Raw genomic sequence first — 17,121 nt, 5'->3', positions numbered from 1 at the left:
TCTGTTGCAATCCAGAAATATCATGCAGTGCGCGGAAATTTGCGAAAGTGCACACTTTGGCCGCACGTCAGCGCAGGGGCAGGGCGGCCGTGGCCGGCGGGCTGCCTTTCAGGCGGAAGATGGCGACGGCCGCGATCAGGGCTTGTGCCTGTTCCTGCAGGCTTTCGGCCGCGGCGGCCGCCTGCTCGACCAGGGCGGCGTTCTGTTGCGTGATGTTGTCCATCTGCGTGACCGCCTGGTTGACCTCGCTGATTCCCGCGCTTTGCTCGTGGCTGGCGCTGGTGATTTCGCTCATGATGGCGGCCACCTTCTGGATCGATTCCACCACCAGCGCCATGGTGCGTCCCGCCTCGTCGACGAGCTTGCTGCCGGCGTCGACCCGTTCCACGGAGGCGCCGATCAAGGTCTTGATTTCCTGGGCGGCGGCAGCGCTGCGGTGGGCCAGGCTGCGCACCTCGCCGGCGACGACGGCGAAGCCGCGTCCCTGTTCGCCTGCCCGCGCCGCCTCGACGGCCGCGTTCAGGGCCAGGATGTTGGTCTGGAAGGCGATGCCGTCAATGACGCCGATGATGTCGGCGATCTGGCTCGAGCTTTCCTTGATCGCGCCCATCGTGCTGACCACTTGGGCGACAACGGCGCCGCCCTGCACGGCGACGGCCGAGGCGGTGGCGGCCAGCTGGTTCGCCTCGCCGGCGTTGCTGGCGTTTTGCCGCACCGTCGCCGTCAGCGTTTCCATCGAGCTGGCCGTCTCTTCGAGGGAACTGGCTTGCGCTTCCGTGCGCGCGGACAGGTCCGCATTGCCCAGCGCGATTTCGTGCGTGGCCACCGACATTTCGCCGGTGCCGCTGCGGATGTCGCCGATCAGCCCCGTCAGGTTGGCGTTAATGGTGTTCATCGCATGCAGCAGCACGCCGATTTCATCGGCTCGTTCGATGACGGCGTCGATGCTCAGGTCGCCGCCGGCGATCAGCTGCGCCGTGGCGATCGCCTGGTCCAGGCTGCGCTTGATGTGGCGGTACACGAGGAACAGGCACAGCAGCGAGACCATGACGGATACCAGCAGCACGCCGACCGTCACGGAATAGGCCGCCATAGTGCCGCTCATCGCCGTCTGCACGGCCGCGCTCGTGCGCTGGTCGAGCAGGGTGAGGAATTCATTCACCGGCTGCATGATCTTCGCCTTGTTGCTGTGGTATTGGGCATCGTGCATGATGGCGCGGGCCATTTCCAGGTCCGGCGGCCCGGTTTTGGTGAAGTTGCCGCTGCCGTCGTCGAAGCGGCCCTTGACGGCGTTCATGGCGATCACCTCGGTCTTGACCAGGCCGTCCGAATTGGCTTGCGCTTCGCGCAGCTTGGCGAATTCCTGCTCGCTGAAGCCGGCCTTGCGCATCAGTTCTGCCAGCGGCACGGCGGGCCCCGTCGATGCGGGCACGGGCACGCCTGCCGCCACGAAGTCCCAGTAGATGCGCTCGTAATGGGCGGGGCGCGGCTTCTTGCCATTGCGGATGTCGAGGATGTCCAGGTATTGCTGTTCGTACCTGGCGTCGCCGGTGACGACGTAGGTGCGGGCCAGCCGGGTCAGGTCGTCCGAGCTTTGCCGCAGTTCGTCGGCCAGCAGGTAGGACTGGTAGCGCGTTTCAGTGACGCGGTTCGCCTCGGCCTGCTTGCCCGCCACGCGGAACAGCGCCCACAGGCTGATGACGGAGAGCGCCAGGCTGAGCAGAAAAATGGCGGCAAAGATATTCCTGATCGACAGTTTGCTGCGCATGGTATCCCCCGGAAGTGTGGTTGGGGCCGTTGGCGCTGCCCGCCAGATGAATATACTCCCGTCTGTACGGCATTTTTAATGCCGTACAGAAAAAAAGTGGCGCCATGCAACGGCGCCCCATGGCTATCAAATTGCCAGTTGCTGCAGCAGGTAGAGGCGCTGGTACAGGCCGCCTTCGATCTGCATCAGTTCCTCGTGCGGTCCCGCTTCCGTGATGCGGCCATGGTTGAGCACGATGATACGGTCCGCTTCGCGGATGGTCGACAGGCGGTGGGCGATGGCGATGATGGTGACCTTGCCGCGCAACTCGTTGAGGGCCGTCTGCACGATCTGCTCCGTCTGGCTATCGATGCGCGACGTCGCTTCGTCGAGCAGCAAAATGCGCGGCTGGCCGGCCAGCGCGCGGGCGATGGCGATCAGCTGCTTCTGCCCCGACGACAGGCGCGAGCCGCCTTCGCCCAGCGGCGTGTCGTAGCCGTGTTCCAGCGCCGCAATGAAGTCGTGCGCATGCGCGGCGCGCGCGGCCGTCTCGATCTGCTGCTGCGTGTAGCCGCGGCCCATGTCGATGTTTTCGCGCGCCGAGGCGGCCAGCAGGAAGGGGTCTTGCGGCACCAGGCCCACGTCGGCGCGGAAGTGCTCGTTGTCGATGCTGTCGAGGGCGACGCCGTTGATGGCGATGCTGCCCTGCGTGACGGGGTAGAAGCGCAGCAGCAAGGAGAGCAGGGTCGACTTGCCGCTGCCCGTGTGGCCGACGATGCCGAAGAAGGCGCCTTGCGGGATCTGCAGCGACAGGTCGTGCAGCACGGGCTGGTTTTCCACGTAGGCGAAGGTCAGGCGGGCGATGTCGACGGCGGGCACGTCGCTGCCCGTTTTCGCCTGCCGCAGGGCCGGTGTCGCCCTTCCCTGTGCGTGTTCCAGCGCCTGCGCTTCGTCGAGCAGGGCCGAGACGCGCGCCGTGGCCACCACCGACTGCTGCAGCTGGCTGAATTGCATGGTGATCTGGATCAGCGGTTCGATCACGCGCGCGATGTAGCTGATGAATGCATACAGCACGCCCACTTCCACGGCACCCATGTCGCGGCGGCCGAAGCTGAAGATGACGACGGCCAGCAGCACGATGTTGAGCATGTCGAGCGCGGGGCGCAGCAGCCAGGCGTTGGCGCGCAATTCCTGCATGCGCGCCGTGTAGTGGTCCTGGTTGATGCCCGTGAAGCGCGCGCCGAAGCGCTTTTCCGCGTTATTCGCCTGCAGCACGCTCATGCCGCCGATCGATTCGGCGATCTGGCCGTTGATCTCGCTGCGCAGGGCGCGCGCGCGCGTGACGGCCGGCGCGCTCCAGCGCTGGTACAGGAAGACGATGAGCAGCACGGCCGGCAGCAGGGCCAGCACGATCAGCATCAATCGCCAGTCGAGGAAGGCCATGGCGGCCATGGTGCCGACCAGGACGATGGAGCTGTCGAGGATGACGAACAGCACCTGCACGTACAGCGATTTCACCGCTTCCGTGTCGTTGGTGACGCGGCTGACCAGCTGCCCCGTGATGGCGCGGTCGAAAAAACTCATCGGCAGGCGCAGCACGTGCTGGTAGACGGTTTCGCGCAGGCGCTGCACCGAGCGCATGGCCAGGCCGGACAGGCGCACCAGCTGCAAATAGCGCAGGCCGGAAGCGACCCAGCCCGTCAGCAGGCAGCCGCCCAGCAGCAGCGACATGCGCGTCCAGTCCAGGTGGCGCGGCAGCAGGTGCTGGTCGATCAGGGCCTTGCCTAAAATGGGACCCGTGACTTCCAGGGCGGCGGCGAGGATCAGCCAGAACGTGGCCCAGTACAAATGGCGCAGGTCGGGCGCGGCGGCGCGGCGCAGCAGGCCGATCGCTTGCGCGGCCTGGCGGCGCACGGATGGCGTGGCGGTGTTGGCTTGGTCGTTCTTAGATGGCATCGAGGCTGGCCTCCAGTTGTTGATAGCGCCACTGGCTGGCGTACCAGCCGTCGCGCTGCATCAGCGCGTCGTGGTTGCCCGTTTCCGTCACGTGGCCATCGCGCAGCACGAGGATCAGGTCCGCGTTGACGACGGCGCTCAGGCGGTGGCTGGCGATGATGGCGCTGCGCTCGGGGCGCTTGCGGCGCAATTCCTCCAGGTGCTGCAGGATGCGCGTTTCCGTGCCCGTGTCGACGGCGGACAGCGCATCGTCGAGCAGCAGCAAGCCGTTGTCGGCCAGCAGGGCGCGGGCAATCGCCACGCGCTGGCGCTGGCCGCCGGACAGGGTGATGCCCTTTTCGCCCACGTGGGTGGCATAGCCTTCGGGGAACTGCAAAATGTCCGCGTGGATGTCGGCCAGTTGCGCCGCCCGCTCCACTTCCTCGCGCGTGGCGCCCGGACGGGCCAGCGCGATATTGTCGGCGATGGTGGCGGAGAATAAAAAGGACTCCTGCGGCACCCAGCTGATCGCCGCGCGCAGCGCGTGCAAGGTGTAGGCGTCCAGCGCGTGCCCATTCCACGTGGCCGTGCCCGATTGCGGCGTGACCTGGCGCAGCAGCACGCGCAGCAGGGTCGACTTGCCGCTGCCCGTCGGGCCGACCAGGCCCAGGGTCTGGCCCGGCTGCAAGCGCAGCGAAATGCCGGACAGGGCCGGCGCCGTCTGGCCCGCATACGCAAAGCCGACGTCCTGCAATTGCAGGGGGCCGGGCGTCAGCGTGGCGATGCTGCCATGGTCGTCGATGGCCAGCGGCGCGTCGAGCATCGGCTGCAGGCGCTGCCAGGCGGCGCGGCCCCGTTCGATCAATGACAGCACCCAGCCGGCGGCGAACATGGGCCAGATCAGCTGGCCCAGGTACATGGAAAAGCTCGTCAGCGCGCCGATGGTCAGCTGGTCTTGCCACACGAGGTAGCCGCCCAGGCCCAGCGTCAGCGCCGTGGCCGCCGTCAGGGTCAGGCCGACGGCCGGTTCGTACGCCGCTTCCCAGCGCTGCGCCGTCAGGCTGGCGTTGGCCGCGTGGCCGGCCAGGGTGGAGAACTGCTTGCTGCTGCGCTCTTCCAGGCCCAGCGCGCGCAGGGTGCGCACGCCCGACAAGGACTCTTGCACATGGTCGTTCAGCGCGGAAAAGCGTTGCAGCGAATCCGTCGACGCCGTATGGATATGGCTGGAAATGCGCCAGAAGGCCAGTCCCATCAGGGGGAAGGGCAAGAGGGCGATGCAGGCCAGGCGCCAGTCCACGCCCAGCAGCATGATGCCGAGCACCATCAGCAGGGTCAAAGTGCCGTCGAAACCGGCCAGCATGGCTTCGCCGGCGGCCATTTCGATGGCGTCGATATCGTTCGTCGCCAGCGCCATCAGGTCGCCCGTGCGCTGGTTCTGGTAGAACGACGCGCCCTGCTGCGACATGCGCGTGTAGAAGCGCGTGCGCAGCATCACGCCCAGCTGGTAGGCGGCCTTGAACAGGGTGATGCGCCAGCCCACGCGCAGGAAGTAGATGACGACGCCGACGGCGAGCAGAGTCAGCAGTTCAAGCCACAGTTCGGCGGCCGTCATGCGGTGCGCGGCCAGCGCGTCGATGATGGCGCCCACGCGGCGCGGGATCCAGACGGTCAGTGTTGCCACGCCTGTCAGCATGACGGCGGCGGCGGCATACGCCGGCCAATGCTGACGCACGAAGCCGGCGATGAGCCTCGATAAACTCATGGTTACCTTTTGTTTTGAGTAATGGGGTGTCGCGGGGCGGAAGGACGGGCACGCGGACGGAAAGTACGCGTAGGATACAACAAGGCGGAAAAGCGCGCTGTGGACGAGCACGCAAAAAACGGGCCGTAGCCCGTTGTTTTGCTGCGTCAGTGCCGTGCGCGCGGCTTACTTGCGGCCGCTGCCTTTGCCGCCGCCCAGCATGTCGAGCTGTTTCGATGGCGTGCCCTTGGGCGCTGCCTTGGCTGCCGGCTTGGCCGCTGGCGCAGCGGCGTGCTGCACGGCGGCCTTGGCCACGGTCTTGCCGGCGGTGCTGGCCGGCTTGGCGGCGGGTTTGCTCGAAGGAAATGACTTCGCGGCTGGCTTGGCGGGGGCTGGCGCGGCGGCTTTCGCTGGTGCCGCTGCGTGCTTGGCTGCTTCAGGCTTGGCTGCCGGTTTGGCCGCCGGCTTGGCTTCCACCGCTTTGGCGGCGGGCTTGTCGGCGACCTTCTCGGCCGCCTTGGCAGGTGCTGCTTCCGGTTTGGCTGCCGGGGCGGCGGCAGGTTTGGCTACTTCAGCAGGCTTGGCGGCAACGGGGGAAGGCGCCGCGGCCGGTGCTGGTGCTGGTGCAGGCGCAGCGGCAGGCGCGGGCGCCGCGACGGCCAGGACAGGTTTGGCTGCGGCAGGAGCCGGGGCCGTTGCGGCGGCTGGCGCGACCGCATCGAGGCGGGCCTTGGCCGAGGCCAGCAATTCCGCCTGCGTGCCCGAGGCGATGCCGAACAGCTGGCGGCTGTAGGCCAGCACGCTCTCGATGCTTGGCTGCGCCTGGCTGGTGCTGTAGCTGAAGAAGTCGCGCGGGTCCTGCGTAACGAGCAGGTGCTGCGCCGTTTCCGCCGTCTGCGAGATGGCGGCCTTGCCGGCGTTCAGGTTCAGGGCGATGATTTTTTCGGCGCTTTCAAAGACTTTGCTGGTCAGAAGGCTGAAGATTTGCAGCTGGCTTTCCAGTTGCGACTTGGCGGCGCTGGAAAATTGTTCAGGAAGCGGAAACATATTTACTCCTTTGTACGGATTAAAATGCTGGCAAAACGCTCTGCAAAATCCCGAAAACCAGAGTTGGCCGCGTTTTGTAAAGTGGGTAGCGTGCTGAATAGCTGATCATAGACTTTTTATGATGCAACGCAATATGAATATTCTAGCGGTGATTCGAGTTAGTTGAAAGTTATTTTCTCAAGGGCGTGCGCCGTATGTTTTGCGCAATTCATGCGCCTGGCGGCATTTGCGGGAAGTTTGCGCGCGCGCAAAGCGTTGCCAAGGAATCTATGGCTACGCTTTTGCCAGTGGCTGGTTTCTTGCACTGCAACATCCACGGGAAATATATAAAATGATAATTAACTGGAAGCGCCAGACACAGACGTCAACCGAAGGAGTGTCCGCATGGACCTAGTCATCCGCAATGCCAGCCTGCCCGACGGGCGCCGCGCCATCGATATCGCCATTGAGGGCGGCCGCATCGCCGCCGTCGGCCCCGCCTTGCCCGTGACGGGCGTGCAAGAGATCGACGCCGCCGGCGACCTCGTCACGCCGCCCTTCGTCGACGCCCATTTCCACATGGACGCCACGCTCAGCTATGGCCTGCCGCGCGTCAACGCCTCCGGCACCCTGCTCGAAGGCATCGCCCTGTGGGGCGAGCTGAAACCGCAACTGACGCAGGACGCGCTGGTCGAACGCGCCCTGCAGTATTGCGACTGGGCCGTGGCGCGCGGCCTGCTGGCGATCCGCTCGCACGTGGATATCTGCGACCCGCGCCTGCTGGCCGTCGAAGCGCTGCTCGACGTCAAGCGGCAAGTGGCGCCGTATCTCGATTTGCAGCTGGTGGCCTTTCCGCAGGACGGTATCCTGCGCAGTCCCGGCGCCTTCGATAATCTAAAACGCGCGATCGCCATGGGCGTCGACGTGGTGGGCGGCATCCCGCATTTCGAGCGCACCATGGCCGACGGCGCGGAATCCGTGCGCCTGCTGTGCGAATTCGCCTGCGAGCGTGGCCTGATGGTCGACATGCATTGCGACGAATCGGACGATCCGCTGTCGCGCCACATCGAAACCCTGGCCTTCCACAGCCAGCGCTTGGGGCTGCAGGGCAGGGTGACGGGCTCGCACCTGACGTCCATGCATTCGATGGACAATTATTATGTGAGCAAACTGCTGCCCCTGATCCGCGAGGCGGGCGTGGCGGCCATCGCCAACCCCCTCATCAACATCACCCTGCAGGCGCGTCACGACACGTATCCGAAGCGGCGCGGCATGACGCGCGTGCCCGAGATGCTGGCCGCCGGCATTCCCGTCGCCTTCGGCCACGACTGCGTGATGGATCCGTGGTACAGCCTCGGTTCCGGCGACATGCTGGAAGTGGCGCACATGGGACTGCACGTGGCGCAGATGACGGGCCAGCAGGCGATGCACGAGTGTTTTTTGGCCGTGACGGAGACGCCAGCGCGCATCCTGGGCCTGGACGGCTACGGCATTGCGCCCGGCTGCCACGCGGACTTGCTGATCCTCGATTGCGGCTCCACGGTGGAAGCGCTGCGCCTGCGCGCCGCGCGCCGCCTGGTGCTGCGCCGCGGGAAAATCGTCAGCGAGGCGCCGCGCGCGCAATCGCGCCTGCATCTGCCGGGGCGGCCCGAGAGTGTGAACTTCCGCCTGGGGCGCTGATACAATCGGCCATCACTTGTTATCGGGAGCACCGCCTTGAAAGAAATTGATATCCGTCCGGCCAATGAAGGCGATTTCGACGCCATGTGGCCGATCTTCCAGACCCTGGTCGCCGGCGGCGACACCTATACCTTCCCAGCCGGGACCACGCGCGAAGAGTGCCACGCCTACTGGTTCGGTCCCGGCGTGCAAAGCTTCGTCGCCGTGATGGGCAGCGAGCGCCTGCTGGGCATGTACAAGCTGGTGGCGAACCAGCCGGGCCATGGATCGCACGTGGCCAATGCCTCGTTCATGGTCGATCCCGCCGCGCAAGGCGTGGGCGTGGGCCGCCTGATGGGAGTGCACTGCATGGAAGAGGCGCGCCGCGCGGGCTACCTGGCGATGCAGTTCAACTTCGTCGTCAGCACCAACCTGGCCGCCGTCACCCTGTGGAAAAAACTGGGCTTCACGGTGGTCGCCACCCTGCCGCTGGCCTACCGCCACGCGCAGCTGGGCTATGTCGACGCCTACGTGATGTACCAGCTGCTGACCGACCCGATGCAGTGGCCGGCATGAGCGGCGCCATGACAGAGCCGATTATCGTCATCGAGACGCCCCGTCTGCGTCTGCGCACCGCCACCCTGGACGATGCGGCCTTCTACATGGAGCTGGTCAACGACCCGTCGTGGATCGCCAACATCGGCCAGCGCAACATCGACACGCTGGAAGCGTCCCGTGCCGCGCTGGAGTCGGGACCGATGGCGCAGTTCCGCGACCATGGCTATTCGCTGTACATCGTCGAGCGCCGCAGCGATGGCGCGCCCGTGGGCATGGCCGGCCTGGTGCGCCGCGACAGCCTGCCCGGCCCCGATATCGGCTACGCCATGCGTCCCGCCTACTGGGGCCAGGGCTATGCCTGGGAGGCGACGGCGGCCATCGTGCGGCATGCGCAGCACGTGCTGCGCCTGCCCACCCTGTACGGCATCACGTCGCTGCAGAACCAGGCGTCGATCAATCTGCTCAACAAGCTGGGGCTGCGCTTCGAGCGCTTTACGCGCCGCCAGCCGGACGGCAAGGATACGAATGTCTACCGCCGCGATTTTCGTTTGGATTGACGCGGCAAATCCGTATCGGAAAAGTGAAAAAAAGTATTTAGAAAGCCGCGTCTTTTGTAGTGGTGGCGCGCGGTCTTTGTTTTTATAGTTGGCATACCGGTGGAAAACCGCCGGACTATAAAAACTGGAGACTCGTGATGAAAATCGTTACTGCTATTGCATGGGGCGGCGTCATGTCCGCCGCCTGTGCATCGATGCCGGCGGCATCGGCGCAAAGCTGCTCGGTGCCCGTCCTCAAGGTGCTGGCGCAAAAAAGCCTGGGCCTGACCGTGATGGAAAAGACCCTGGCCGAGTATGAAAAGAAAAACGGCACCAAGTTGCAGATCAGCTATTTCGGCGAGAACGACCGCCGCTCGAAAGCCCGCCTCGACGCTTCCACCAAGGCCGGCTCCTACCAGATCTATTACATCGACGAAGCCAACGTGGCCGAATTCGCCACGGCCGGCTGGGTCGTTCCCCTGCTCAAATACCTGCCCAAGGACGCCGACTACGACGACTTCCTGCCGGGCCGCCGCGCCGTCGCCTCGTACAAGGGCGTGGCGTATTTCGCGCCCCTGATCGGCGGCAGCGACTTCCTGTTCTACCGCCGCGACCTGCTGGAAAAGGCCGGCATCGCCGTGCCGAAGACGCTCGACGAACTGGTCGCCGCCGTGAAAAAACTCAACAACCCGCCGAACGTGTATGGCTGGGCGGCGCGGGGCCAGCGCGGCTCGGGCATGAATGTGTGGCGCTGGGCGCCGTTCATGCTGGCCGCCGGCGGCAAGTGGGAAAACAATGGCGTGCCGGCCTTCAATTCGCCGCAGGCCGTGAAGGCCACCACCCTGTACCGCGAGCTGTTCAAGTACTCGCCGCCGGGCGGCGCCACCTACGACTGGAGCAATGCGCTCGAAGCATTCAGGTCGGGCAAGGTGGCCTTCATGATCGAATCGACGCCGTTCGCCGACTGGATGGAAGACCAGAAAAAATCCTCGGTGGTCGACAAGGTGGGCTATGCGCGCCCGCCATCGCCGCTGCCATCGGCCGCGTATGGCCACGGCCTGGCCATCTCCGCCACGGGTGCGAAGGATGAATGCACGCGCCAGGCGGCCGGCAAGTTCATCGCCTGGGCCACGGGCAAGGAGCAGGAACAGGCGCGCCTGAAGGACAATGTCTTCAGCGACTACAACCGCAGCAGCACCATCGCCAGCGAGTACTTCCGCAAGCACGTCAAGCCGCAGATCCAGGCCGGCCTGACGGACACCACGCCCGTCTCGCGCGTCACCATCTGGCCCAGCCCCGAGTGGCCGGACATCGGCGACAACCTGGGCGTCGTGCTGGAAGAAGTGTTTACGGGCACGCGCGGCGACGTGCAGAGCGCGCTCGATGAGGCCAACGAGTACGCCACGGAAGTGATGCAACGGGCCAGCAAGCGTAAATAAGCCCATATCGCCAACGACTCCACCAGCTAAAACCAGGGGTCAGACCCGACGGGTCTGACCCCAGCTCTTGCTTTTGGGGTAACGCCAGCGCTTGTCCGTTCTCGTTTGAAAGCCATGACCATGCCGCACTCCATCCGTAAAAAACGCCACACCTGGCTGCCGGCCGTGTTCCTGACGCTGCCGCTGCTGGTCCTGCTGATCCTGGGCCTGGTGCCCAGCATCGCCGCCATCAACCTGGCCCTGCAAAACCGCGTGCTGCGCTACAGCGACAGCGACTACGTCGGCTTCGCCAATTTCATCCGCCTGTCCGGCGACCGCCGCTTCCTCAATGCCGTGCAGGTATCGGCCATCTGGGAAGTGGTCACCGTGGCCGGCTCGCTGCTCGTCGGCGTGCTGCTGGCCGTGTTCCTGTTCGAGAAAGTCAAGGGACGCACGCGCGATCGTCTCGCGCTGCTCTTGATCGTGCCCGTGCTGCTGCCGCGCGTGTCGGCCGCCTTCATCTGGAAGTTCATGTATTCGCCGCTGATGGGCATCCTCAACTGGCTGCTCGAATGCGTGGGCCTCGGCGGCACGGCGCTGCTGTCGGACCCCGTCACGGCCCTGTATGCGGTGGCGCTGGTCGATATCTGGCAGTGGGGGCTGTTCTTCGGCGCCGTCATCCTGAAGCTGCTGGAAACCCTGCCAGCCGAACCGCTGGAAGCGGCGCGCCTCGATTACGCCAGCACGCTCCAGGTGTATGCCTACATCGCGCTGCCGATGCTCAAGGTGCCGATCATGAGCCTCGTGTTCATCAAGATGGTCGAGTCGCTGCGCTCGTTCGACCTGATCTACGTGATGACCAAGGGCGGCCCCGGCATCTCCACCGAAACGCTGGACATGTATGCGTACGCGCAAGGCATCGGCCTGATGGGCAAGGTGTCGTACGCATCGAGCATGGCCGTGCTGATGATGCTGGCCACGACTGTCATCTTCACCTTACTCTGGAAGCGGGTCGCCAAATGGGAAAACTGACTTTGACGCGCGGCGCTGGCGCCGTCACCACCACCGCCATCACCACCGTGATTATCCTGGTGGCGCTGTTTCCCATCCTGTGGGCCGTGCTCAATTCCTTCAAGGAGCTGATGGACATCGTCACGCCCGTGCCGCGCTTTTTCTTCAGCCCGACCCTGGCCAACTACCAGCAGGTGCTGGCCAGCCCCGAGGTACTCACGGGACTGGGCAACAGCGTGGCCATCGTCGGCGTGGCCGTGTTGCTGGGCGCCGTGCTGGGCGTGCCGGCCGCGTATGCGATCGCCCGCTATCCGATTCCGGCGAAGAAGGATATCCAGTTCTTCCTGCTGTCCCTGCGCTTTTTGCCGCCCGTGGCCGTCGCCATTCCGCTGATCTCGATCTGGATCGACCTGGGCCTGTACGACTCGCGCCTGTCGATGGTGGTGACGTATCTGCTGGTGACCCTGTCGACCATCATCTGGCTGTCGATCCCCGCCTTTGCCCGCATCCCGAAGGAGATCGAGGAAGCGGCCGCGCTCGACGGCTACGGCCCCTACCAGGTGTTCTGGCACGTGGCCCTGCCGGTGGCCTCGAAGACCCTGATGGGCGGCATCGTCTTCAGCTTCGTGCTGGTCTGGAATGAACTGATGATCGCGCTGGCGCTCACCTCGTCGAAAAGCATGACCCTGCCCGTGGTGGCGTCGGCGTTTACCTCGATGGGCCAGGAAGTGCCGTGGGGCGTGGTGAACGCTTCCACCGTGCTGCTGGCGCTGCCGCCGCTGCTGTTCGTCGGCATCCTGGGACGGCTGCTCAACTCCATGCTCAAACATAAATAAGGAATTCATCATGCAAGCACTCGTACTGGAACAGGCGGAAAAAATCACCTTGCGCGACATCGACATGCCGCTCGTCGTCGGCCCGCGCGACGTGAAGATCAAGATTCATACTGTCGGCATCTGCGGCAGCGACGTGCATTACTTCAAGCACGGCAAGATCGGCCCCTTCGCCGTGGAAGCGCCGATGGTGCTCGGCCACGAAGCGTCCGGCGTGGTGGCGGAAGTAGGGGGAGAGGTGACGCATTTGAAAGCGGGCGACCGCGTCTGCATGGAGCCGGGCGTGCCGCGGTTCGATTCGCCGGCCACCATGCGCGGCCTGTACAACCTGGACCCGGCCGTGCGCTTCTGGGCCACGCCGCCCATCCACGGTTGCCTCACGCCGTACGTCGTGCATCCTGCCGCATTCACCTTCAGGCTGCCCGACAACGTCAGCTTCGGCGAAGGCGCCATCGTCGAGCCGCTGGCCATCGGCCTGCAGGCGGCCAAGAAGGCGGCCATCAAGCCGGGCGACGTGGCGGTGGTCATCGGTGCCGGCACCATTGGCGCGATGACTGCGCTGGCGGCGCTGGCGGGCGGCTGCTCGCGCGTGATCCTGGCCGACCTGGTGCCGGAAAAGCTGGCCCTGTTCGCCGATAACGCGGCCGTGACCATGGTCGACGTGCGCCAGGCCAGCCTGGCCGACACGGTGCGCGTGCTGACGGATGGCTGGGGCGCCGACATCGTCTTCGAGGCCAGCGGCAGCATGCGCGCCTACGAGCACATCGTCGACCTGCTGTGCCCGAACGGCTGCCTGGTGCTGGTCGGCATGCCGCCGGATAAGGTGCCTTTCGATATCGTCGCCATCCAGGCCAAGGAAGTGCGCATCGAGTCGGTGTTCCGCTACGCGAACATCTTCCCGCGCGCCATCGCCTTGCTCGCCTCGGGCAAGATCGACGTGAAACCCTTCATTTCGCGCACCTTCGGCTTTGCCGACGGCGTGCAGGCGTTCGAGGAAGCGGCCAAGGGTCATCCGCGCGACGTCAAGATACAAATCGAACTGGCAGGAGACTGATCATGGCAAATATCGCCTGCAGGCAGCTGCACAAGACCTATGACCAGAAGACGGCCGTGCTGCAGCCGTTCGACCTGGAGATCGCCGACGGCGAATTCATCGTCCTGCTGGGGCCTTCGGGCTGCGGCAAGTCGACCCTGCTGCGCATGATCGCGGGCCTGGAAGACATCAGCGGCGGCGAGCTGTTGATCGGCGGGGCCATCGTCAACGATTTGCCGCCCCGCGCGCGCAACGTGGCGATGGTGTTCCAGAACTACGCGCTGTATCCGCACATGACGGTGTACGACAATATCGCCTTCGGCCTGCGCCGCCTGAAGGTGCCGAACGACGAGATCGAGCGCCGTGTGCGCGAGGTGGCGGCCATTCTCAGCCTGGACAGCCTGCTGGAGCGCAAGCCGCGCGCCATGTCGGGCGGCCAGCAGCAGCGCACGGCCATCGCGCGCGCCATGATCAAGACGCCGCAGGTGTTCCTGTTCGACGAACCGCTGTCGAATCTGGACGCCAAGCTGCGCGCGCAGCTGCGCGCCGACATCAAGCGATTGCACCGGCGTCTGCGCACCACCACCCTGTACGTCACGCACGACCAGCTCGAGGCCATGACTCTGGCCGACCGCGTGGTGCTGATGAAGGGCGGGCATATCGAGCAGATCGGCACGCCGGCGGAACTGTACAACCATCCGCGCACCCTGTTCGCGGCGGGCTTCATCGGCACGCCGGCCATGAACTTCATCGACGGCATCGTCGAAAAAGACGGCGGGCAAACGGTGCTCGTGTGCGCCGGCTACCGCTGGCCATTGACGTCGCCCCGCTTCGCGGCGCTGCAGGCGGGTGCGCGCGTGGTCTTCGGCCTGCGCCCGAACCACTTGCGCGCGGCGCAAGCGCAGGCACAAACGCAGCAGCCGTCAGGTACGCATGACCTGGCGTGCGTGATCGAGCTGGTCGAGCTGCTGGGGGCCGAAGCGCTGATCAGCTTTCAGTGCGGCGCCTTGAGCCTGTCGGCCCTGCTGCCGGCGAATGCGGCCAACAGCGCGGCGCAGGTGGGGCAGACCCTGGCGCTGGCCTTCGACGAGGAGCACATGCACCTGTTCGACGCCGACAGCGGGCTGGCCGTGGCGGTCGGTACTCAGGTAAGTGGTTAGAATAGCTGGCAACGAGACCGCGCAAGGGAACTGCCGTGACGCCTGACCTGGAACTGATCCACAAACCGATCCACGAATCGTTTCGCGCGTGGGCGCACGGCTTTCCGCACACCGTGGCGAAATGGCATTTTCATCCCGAGTACGAACTGCACTTCATCATCACATCGAACGGCAAATTTTTTATCGGCGACCATATCGGCAGTTACGGGGCGGGCAATCTGATCCTGACAGGGCCGAACCTGCCGCATAACTGGGTCAGCGAACTGCCGGAAGGCGTGGTGCTGCCCGAGCGCGACCTGGTGCTGCAGTTTTCCAGCGATTTCATCGAACGTTGCGCGCTGCTGTTCCCGGAAATGGCGCCCCTGAAAAGCCTGCTGGGCGAGGCCGCCAGGGGCTTGCAATTTCCCGATGCGCTGGGGCTGCGCCTGGTGCCGCTGATGAAGGAATTGACGACGGCGCAGGGCTTGCGCCGGGTCGAACTGTTTACGCGTTTGTTCGGCGAGCTGTGCGAGTGCCGCGAGCGGCGGCCCCTGGCCAGCGTGACCTATCTGGCGCAGGCGGGCCGCTACATGTCGTCGACCATCAACCTGGTGCTGGCCTACATCAAGCAGAACATCACGCTCGATTTTTGCGAGCAGGACGTGGCCGACGTGGCGGAGATGAACACCTTGAAATTCACGCGCTTTTTTCGCAAGCATACGGGCACCTCGTTCATTCAATACGTGAACCAGGAGCGCATCGCGCTGGCCTGCGAACTGCTGATGAACACGGACATGAAGGTCACCGATATCTGCTACCGCACGGGCTTCAACAACCTTTCCAATTTCAACCGCCAGTTTTTGGCGCACAAGCAGATGTCGCCGTCCAAGTTCCGCTCCTGCCTGCTGATGAACATGCCCGAGCCGTCCGGCGACGGCCATCCTTAACTCTCTTTTGGAATCAAATGACTTATCTCGGTATCGATATCGGCACTTCCGAAGTCAAGGCCATCCTCACCGATGACGCGCAGACCATCCTTGCCAGCAGCGGCGTGACCCTGCGCGTCTCCAGCCCCCATCCCGGCTGGTCGGAACAGAATCCCGAAGACTGGTGGCACGCCACGCTGGACGTGATCGCCGCCATCCGCGCCGCGCAGCCGGTGGCGTTTTCCGGCTTGCGCGGCATCGCCCTGTCGGGCCAGATGCATGGCGCCACCCTGCTCGACAAGCAGCAGCACGTGCTGCGCGCGGCCATGCTGTGGAACGACACGCGCGCCTTTGCCGAATGCGTGGAACTCGAAGCGCTGGTGCCCGAGTCGCGCGCCATCACGGGCAACCAGGCCATGCCCGGTTTCACGGCGCCCAAGCTGCTGTGGCTGCAAAAGTACGAGCCATCGCTGTTCCGCGCCACGGCCAAGGTCCTGCTGCCCAAGGATTACGTGGCCCTGCGCCTGACGGGCGAGTATGTGTCCGACATGTCCGACGCTTCCGGCACCCTGTGGCTGGACGTGGCCAAACGCGACTGGTCCGAGCGCATGCTGGCCGCCACGGGCCTCACGCGTGAGCACATGCCGCGCCTGGTGGAAGGCAGCCATGCCGCCGCGCAGGTGCGCCCCTCGCTGTGCCAGGAATGGGGCATTGCGCATGCTGTCGTGCTGGCCGGCGGCGCGGGCGACAACGCCGCGGCGGCTGTCGGGCTGGGCGTGGTGGAGCCGGGCGCCGGCCTGCTGTCGCTGGGGACTTCGGGCGTGCTGTTCGCCGGCAGCGACGGCTTCGCGCCCAATCCGGGCCAGGGCGTGCACGCGTTCTGCCATTGCCTGCCCGAGCGCTGGCACCAGATGAGCGTGATCCTCAGCGCCGCGTCCAGCCTCAGTTGGGTGGCGCGGCTGACGCAGTCGAACAACATCGGCGAATTGGTGACGCTGGCGGAAAACGTCGAGGCGCGCACGGCCCCCGTCTTCCTGCCGTACTTGAGCGGGGAGCGCACGCCGCACAACGACGCTTCCGCGCGCGGCGTGTTTTTCGGATTGTCGACGGAACACGGGCGCGCAGAACTGGCCTACAGCGTGATGGAAGGCGTGGCCTTTGCCATGGCCGACGGCAATGCGGCCCTGCGCAGCGCCGGCACGCATCTGAAGGAAGCGTCGTTCGTCGGCGGCGGCTCGCGCAGCCGCTTCTGGGCCCAGCTGTGCGCAAATGCCTCGGGCTTGCACGTGCAGCGCCACGATCACGGCGTGGCCGGCGGCACCCTGGGCGCGGCGCGCCTGGCGCAGATGGCGGCGACGGGCTTGCCGCCTGCGCAAGTGTGCACGCGCCCGGCTGTGCAGGAAACGGTGGCGCCGCAGGCCTCCGGCATGCTGGACGAACGTCTGGCGCGCTACCGGCGTTTGTATCCGCTGTTGCGCGAAGAATTCGCGGGCGCGGCGGCGGCAACGCGCTGACGTGGCCGGCAAGATTGCCGGCCCGGCCATGCTGCGTCGGCGGGA

General features: G+C 65.4%; 14 protein-coding genes. 10 read left to right on the top strand and 4 right to left on the bottom strand.

Annotated features, from left to right (window positions below; genetic code table 11):
- Positions 1-67: 67 nt before the first annotated feature.
- The 4 genes from JAB4_RS24595 to phaP form a co-directional block, all read right to left on the bottom strand.
- Entirely contained in the window at positions 68-1,768 is a 1,701-nt protein-coding gene (locus JAB4_RS24595) for a methyl-accepting chemotaxis protein (protein WP_070218019.1), read from the bottom strand.
- A gap of 126 nt (positions 1,769-1,894) precedes the next feature.
- Positions 1,895-3,703, bottom strand: a complete 1,809-nt coding sequence (locus tag JAB4_RS24590) for an ABC transporter transmembrane domain-containing protein (protein ID WP_070218017.1) — start codon at positions 3,701-3,703, stop codon at positions 1,895-1,897.
- A complete protein-coding gene (locus JAB4_RS24585) occupies positions 3,693-5,444 on the bottom strand; it encodes an ATP-binding cassette domain-containing protein (protein ID WP_070218015.1) in 1,752 nt (583 codons plus the stop codon). Before JAB4_RS24585 ends, JAB4_RS24590 begins: the two co-directional genes overlap by 11 nt.
- Before the next feature lie 165 nt (positions 5,445-5,609).
- Positions 5,610-6,470, bottom strand: coding sequence for a TIGR01841 family phasin (gene phaP, locus JAB4_RS31045; protein WP_070300461.1), 861 nt, complete (start codon positions 6,468-6,470; stop codon positions 5,610-5,612).
- Between the two features lie 384 nt (positions 6,471-6,854).
- On the opposite strand from phaP, the gene JAB4_RS24575 reads away from it, so the two are divergent.
- From JAB4_RS24575 to xylB, 10 genes are all read left to right on the top strand, one after another.
- Entirely contained in the window at positions 6,855-8,129 is a 1,275-nt protein-coding gene (locus JAB4_RS24575) for an amidohydrolase family protein (protein ID WP_070221880.1), read from the top strand.
- 36 nt (positions 8,130-8,165) lie between these two features.
- Positions 8,166-8,684, top strand: coding sequence for a GNAT family N-acetyltransferase (locus tag JAB4_RS24570; protein WP_070221881.1), 519 nt, complete (start codon positions 8,166-8,168; stop codon positions 8,682-8,684).
- A gap of 8 nt (positions 8,685-8,692) precedes the next feature.
- Positions 8,693-9,223, top strand: a complete 531-nt coding sequence (locus tag JAB4_RS24565) for a GNAT family N-acetyltransferase (RefSeq protein WP_227742025.1) — start codon at positions 8,693-8,695, stop codon at positions 9,221-9,223.
- Between the two features lie 137 nt (positions 9,224-9,360).
- Positions 9,361-10,641 carry a sugar ABC transporter substrate-binding protein gene (locus JAB4_RS24560; protein ID WP_070221882.1) on the top strand — a complete coding sequence of 427 codons (1,281 nt, stop codon included), beginning with the start codon at positions 9,361-9,363 and terminating at the stop codon, positions 10,639-10,641.
- 114 nt (positions 10,642-10,755) lie between these two features.
- The gene (locus JAB4_RS24555) at positions 10,756-11,652 is read left to right on the top strand and encodes a sugar ABC transporter permease (protein ID WP_217494571.1); all 897 of its coding nucleotides are present in this window, start codon (positions 10,756-10,758) and stop codon (positions 11,650-11,652) included.
- Positions 11,640-12,467, top strand: a complete 828-nt coding sequence (locus JAB4_RS24550) for a carbohydrate ABC transporter permease (protein WP_070221883.1) — start codon at positions 11,640-11,642, stop codon at positions 12,465-12,467. The genes JAB4_RS24555 and JAB4_RS24550 overlap by 13 nt, the downstream gene beginning before the upstream one ends.
- A 10-nt stretch (positions 12,468-12,477) precedes the next feature.
- A complete protein-coding gene (locus JAB4_RS24545) occupies positions 12,478-13,518 on the top strand; it encodes an NAD(P)-dependent alcohol dehydrogenase (RefSeq protein ID WP_070221884.1) in 1,041 nt (346 codons plus the stop codon).
- Between the two features lie 2 nt (positions 13,519-13,520).
- A complete protein-coding gene (gene ugpC, locus JAB4_RS24540; protein ID WP_083287043.1) occupies positions 13,521-14,657 on the top strand; it encodes a sn-glycerol-3-phosphate ABC transporter ATP-binding protein UgpC in 1,137 nt (378 codons plus the stop codon).
- Positions 14,658-14,692: 35 nt separating this feature from the next.
- Positions 14,693-15,583 carry an AraC family transcriptional regulator gene (locus JAB4_RS24535; RefSeq protein ID WP_070221885.1) on the top strand — a complete coding sequence of 297 codons (891 nt, stop codon included), beginning with the start codon at positions 14,693-14,695 and terminating at the stop codon, positions 15,581-15,583.
- 17 nt (positions 15,584-15,600) lie between these two features.
- Positions 15,601-17,076: a xylulokinase gene (gene xylB / locus JAB4_RS24530; protein WP_070221886.1), complete on the top strand. Its 1,476-nt coding sequence runs from the start codon at positions 15,601-15,603 to the stop codon at positions 17,074-17,076.
- Positions 17,077-17,121: the final 45 nt, after the last annotated feature.

This window comes from Janthinobacterium sp. HH102, assembly GCF_001758625.2.
Lineage (GTDB): Bacteria > Pseudomonadota > Gammaproteobacteria > Burkholderiales > Burkholderiaceae_D > Janthinobacterium.
This window is presented reverse-complemented; position numbering and strand designations above follow the sequence as displayed.

Coding starts and splice junctions, on each gene's coding strand:
- JAB4_RS24595 (WP_070218019.1), bottom strand. CDS start 1,768: ATGCGCAGCAAACTGTCGATCAGGAATATCTTTGCCGCCATTTTTCTG.
- JAB4_RS24560 (WP_070221882.1), top strand. CDS start 9,361: ATGAAAATCGTTACTGCTATTGCATGGGGCGGCGTCATGTCCGCCGCC.
- JAB4_RS24590 (WP_070218017.1), bottom strand. CDS start 3,703: ATGCCATCTAAGAACGACCAAGCCAACACCGCCACGCCATCCGTGCGC.
- JAB4_RS24585 (WP_070218015.1), bottom strand. CDS start 5,444: ATGAGTTTATCGAGGCTCATCGCCGGCTTCGTGCGTCAGCATTGGCCG.
- xylB (WP_070221886.1), top strand. CDS start 15,601: ATGACTTATCTCGGTATCGATATCGGCACTTCCGAAGTCAAGGCCATC.
- JAB4_RS24565 (WP_227742025.1), top strand. CDS start 8,693: ATGACAGAGCCGATTATCGTCATCGAGACGCCCCGTCTGCGTCTGCGC.
- JAB4_RS24555 (WP_217494571.1), top strand. CDS start 10,756: ATGACCATGCCGCACTCCATCCGTAAAAAACGCCACACCTGGCTGCCG.
- phaP (WP_070300461.1), bottom strand. CDS start 6,470: ATGTTTCCGCTTCCTGAACAATTTTCCAGCGCCGCCAAGTCGCAACTG.
- ugpC (WP_083287043.1), top strand. CDS start 13,521: ATGGCAAATATCGCCTGCAGGCAGCTGCACAAGACCTATGACCAGAAG.
- JAB4_RS24575 (WP_070221880.1), top strand. CDS start 6,855: ATGGACCTAGTCATCCGCAATGCCAGCCTGCCCGACGGGCGCCGCGCC.
- JAB4_RS24545 (WP_070221884.1), top strand. CDS start 12,478: ATGCAAGCACTCGTACTGGAACAGGCGGAAAAAATCACCTTGCGCGAC.
- JAB4_RS24550 (WP_070221883.1), top strand. CDS start 11,640: ATGGGAAAACTGACTTTGACGCGCGGCGCTGGCGCCGTCACCACCACC.